We start from the raw sequence: 4,498 nt of genomic DNA on the forward strand, positions 1-4,498 counted from the left end.
TTGACGTTCTCGGCCACCGACGCCTGATCGGCGGTGATGGTGACCTGCACCAGGTCGCCTTGGTTGCCGGTACCCGGGGTGCCCGAGCCAGGTTCGTCGGTGACGGTGGTGCTGACCGGGGTCTTGTCCAGGGTCAGTTGCTCGAACTTGCCGACGTCAGCGCCAGTGACCGAACCGATCGATTTGACCACAGGGTCGTTGGCGCCGGTGTAGACGTTGTCCGGGGCAGTGACGGTGACCGAACCAGTCGTGCCGTTGGCCGGCACGGTGATAACGGTCTTGCCGTCGCTCAGCGTGAAGGTCAGCGCGCCGTGATTGTTGATCGGCAGACCGTCTTTGTTGGTCAGCGTGATGGTGTAGGTGATCTCACCGCCTTCGGTGACCGAAGGGGTCGCGGTCAGCTTGGCCACCACTTCGTCGGTGGTGTCGGTCACTTGGACCGTAGCGTCGCCGCCCAGTTGCAGGTTCTCGAAGGTACGACCATCAACGTCCACAGCGGACTTGATGCCCAGGCTGATCTGGCCAGCATCGTTGTAGACGTCATCGCCTTGCGCCGCATGGGTGTACGGTGCACTGGTTTCCCCAGCCTTGATGGTGACCTGGGCGTTGTTGCTCAGGGTCACGACCAGGTCGTGGGCCAGCGCCTGGTTGATGTGCACGGTGAAGGTCGGCTTGACGTTCTCGGCCACCGACGCCTGATCGGCGGTGATGGTGACCTGCACCAGGTCGCCTTGGTTGCCGGTACCCGGGGTGCCCGAGCCAGGTTCGTCGGTGACGGTGGTGCTGACCGGGGTCTTGTCCAGGGTCAGTTGCTCGAACTTGCCGACGTCAGCGCCAGTGACCGAACCGATCGATTTGACCACAGGGTCGTTGGCGCCGGTGTAGACGTTGTCCGGGGCAGTGACGGTAACCGAACCAGTCGTGCCGTTGGCCGGCACGGTGATGACGGTCTTGCCGTCGCTCAGGGTGAAGGTCAGGGCCGAGTGGTTGTTGATCGGCAGACCGTCTTTGTTGGTCAGCGTGATGGTGTAGGTGATCTCGCCGCCTTCGGTGACCGAAGGGGTTGCGGTCAGTTTGGCCACCACTTCGTCGGTGGTGTCGGTCACTTGAACCGTAGCGGCACCACCCAGCTGCAGATTTTCGAAAGTCGCACCGGTTGCATCCACAGCCGAACTGATGCCCAGGCTGATCTGGCCAGCGTCGTTATAGACGTCATCGCCCTGCGCAGCATGGGTGTACGGTGCACTGGTTTCCCCAGCCTTGATGGTGACCTGGGCATTGTTGCTCAGGGTCACGACCAGGTCGTGGGCCAGCGCCTGGTTGATGTGCACGGTGAAGGTCGGATTGACGTTCTCGGCCACCGAGGCCTGGTCGGCAGTGATGGTGACCTGTACCAGGTCGCCTTCGTTGCCCGGGGTACCCGGCTCGTCGGTGACGGTGGTACTGACCGGAGTCTTGTCCAGGGTCAGCTGCTCGAACTTGCCGACGTCAGCGCCAGTGACCGAACCGATCGATTTGACCACAGGGTCGTTGGCGCCGGTGTAGACGTTGTCCGGGGCAGTGACGGTGACCGAACCAGTCGTGCCGTTGGCCGGTACGGTGATAACGGTCTTGCCGTCGCTCAGCGTGAAGGTCAACGCGCCGTGATTGTTGATCGGCAAGCCGTCTTTGTTGGTCAGCGTGATGGTGTAGGTGATCTCGCCGCCTTCGGTGACCGAAGGGGTTGCGGTCAGCTTGGCCACCACTTCGTCGGTGGTGTCGGTCACTTGAACCGTAGCGGCACCACCCAGCTGCAGATTTTCGAAAGTCGCACCGGTTGCATCCACAGCCGAACTGATGCCCAGGCTGATCTGGCCAGCATCGTTATAGACGTCATCGCCTTGCGCAGCATGGGTGTATGGTGCACTGGTTTCCCCAGCCTTGATAGTGACCTGGGCGTTGTTGCTCAGGGTCACGACCAGGTCGTGGGCCAGCGCCTGGTTGATGTGCACGGTGAAGGTCGGATTGACGTTCTCGGCCACCGACGCCTGATCGGCGGTGATGGTGACCTGCACCAGGTCGCCTTGGTTGCCGGTGCCCGGGGTGCCCGAGCCAGGCTCGTCGGTGACTTCGGTGCTGACCTTGGTTTCGTCCAGCGTCAGCTGTTCGAATTTCCATGCATCAGCGCCACTGACGTATTTCAAGCTCTGCTCGACCGGAGCGTTCGCACCGCTATAGACATTGTCCGGGGCGGTCACGGTGACCGAACCGGTCGTACCATTGGCCGGGACGGTGATAACGGTCTTGCCGTCGCTCAGGGTGAAGGTCAGGGCCGAGTGGCTGTTGATCGGCAGACCGTCTTTGTTGGTCAGGGTCACGGTATAGGTGATCTGTCCACCTTCGCTGACAGTCTCGGTTGCAGTCAGTTTTGCCACAACTTCGTCGATTGTGTCGGTAACCTTGACCGAAGCGTTCTCGCCCAGTTGCAGGTTCTCGAAGGTACGACCGTCGATGTCCGACGCCGACTTGATGCCGAGGGAAATTTCGCCGCTATCCAGATAGACGTCGTCACCCTGTGCCGCATGGACATAAGGTTCGCTCGAAGTCTGACCGGCTTTGATGGTGACCTGTGCATCGTTACTCAGGGTCACGACAAGGTCATGATCCAGTGCAGTGTTGATATGCACAGTGAAGCTCGGTTTGACGTTCTCGGCTACCGAAGTCTGGTCAGCAGTGATGGTGACCTTGACCACGTCACCCTGGTTGCCGGTGCCCGGGGTACCCGAACCAGGCTCGTCGGTGACCTCGGTGCTAACCTTGGTTTCGTTCAACGTCAGGTGCTCGAATTTCCACGCATCAGCGCCGCTGACGTATTTCAGGCTCTGCTCGACCGGTGCGTTCGCACCGGTATAGACGTTGTCAGGGGCCGTTACGGTGACCGAACCCGTGGTACCGTTGGCCGGCACGGTAATAGTGGTCTTGCCGTCGCTCAGGGTGAAGGTCAATGCCGAGTGGTTGCTGATCGGCAGACCGTCTTGGTTGGTCAGGGTCACGGTGTAGGTGATCTGACCACCTTCGGTTACGGTCTCGGTTGCTGTCAGTGTGGCCACAACTTCGCTGATCGTGTCAGTAACCTGAACCGAGGCGGCGCCACCCAACTGCAGGTTTTCGAACGGCCGACCATCGACATCCACCGCCGAGGTGATGCCGAGGGTGATTTCGCCGCTATCCAGATAGACATCATCGCCCTGCGCCGCGTGCTCGTACGCTGCGCTGGTTTCGCCAGCCTTGATGGTGACCTGGGCATTGTTGCTCAGGGTCACGACCAGGTCGTGGGCCAGCGCCTGGTTGATGTGCACGGTGAAGGTCGGATTGACGTTCTCGGCCACCGAGGCCTGGTCGGCAGTGATGGTGACCTTGACCAGGTCACCTTCGTTGCCCGGGGTACCCGGCTCGTCGGTGACGGTGGTGCTGACCGGGGTCTTGTCCAGGGTCAGCTGCTCGAACTTGCCGACGTCAACGCCATCAACGGTAGCAATGGACTTCACGACCGGATCGTTAGCACCCACATACACGTTGTCCGGGGCAGTCACAGTGACCGAACCAGTCGTGCCGTTGGCCGGCACGGTGATGACGGTCTTGCCGTCGCTCAGGGTGAAGGTCAGGGCCGAGTGGTTATTGATCGGCAGACCGTCTTTGTTGGTCAGCGTGATGGTGTAGGTGATCTCACCGCCTTCGGTGACCGAAGGGGTCGCGGTCAGCTTGGCCACCACTTCGTCGGTGGTGTCGGTCACTTGAACTGTAGCGGCACCACCCAGCTGCAGATTTTCGAAAGTCGCACCGGTTGCATCCACAGCCGAACTGATGCCCAGGCTGATCTGGCCAGCATCGTTGTAGACGTCATCGCCTTGCGCCGCATGGGTGTACGGTGCACTGGTTTCCCCAGCCTTGATGGTGACCTGGGCGTTGTTGCTCAGGGTCACGACCAGGTCGTGGGCCAGCGCCTGGTTGATGTGCACGGTAAAGGTCGGATTGACGTTCTCGGCCACCGAGGCCTGATCGGCAGTGATGGTGACCTGTACCAGGTCGCCTTCGTTGCCCGGGGTACCCGGCTCGTCGGTGACGGTGGTGCTGACCGGGGTCTTGTCCAGGGTCAGCTGCTCGAACTTGCCGACGTCAACGCCATCAACGGTAGCAATGGACTTCACGACCGGATCGTTAGCACCCACATACACGTTGTCCGGGGCAGTCACAGTGACCGAACCAGTCGTGCCGTTGGCCGGCACGGTGATAACGGTCTTGCCGTCGCTCAGGGTGAAGGTCAGCGCGCCGTGATTGTTGATCGGCAGACCGTCTTTGTTGGTCAGCGTGATGGTGTAGGTGATCTCGCCGCCTTCGGTGACCGAAGGGGTTGCGGTCAGTTTGGCCACCACTTCGTCGGTGGTGTCGGTCACTTGAACCGTAGCGGCACCACCCAGCTGCAGATTTTCGAAAGTCGCACCGGTTGCATCCACAGCCG

At 61.0% G+C, this 4,498-nt stretch carries 1 protein-coding gene; it reads right to left on the reverse strand.

Annotated features, from left to right (window positions below; genetic code table 11):
- On the reverse strand, positions 1 to 4,498 hold a 4,498-nt coding region (locus J5M71_RS25625; protein WP_347709875.1), incomplete at both ends, for an immunoglobulin-like domain-containing protein.

This window comes from Pseudomonas sp. 43(2021), from assembly GCF_017490805.1.
Classification (GTDB): Bacteria; Pseudomonadota; Gammaproteobacteria; order Pseudomonadales; family Pseudomonadaceae; genus Aquipseudomonas.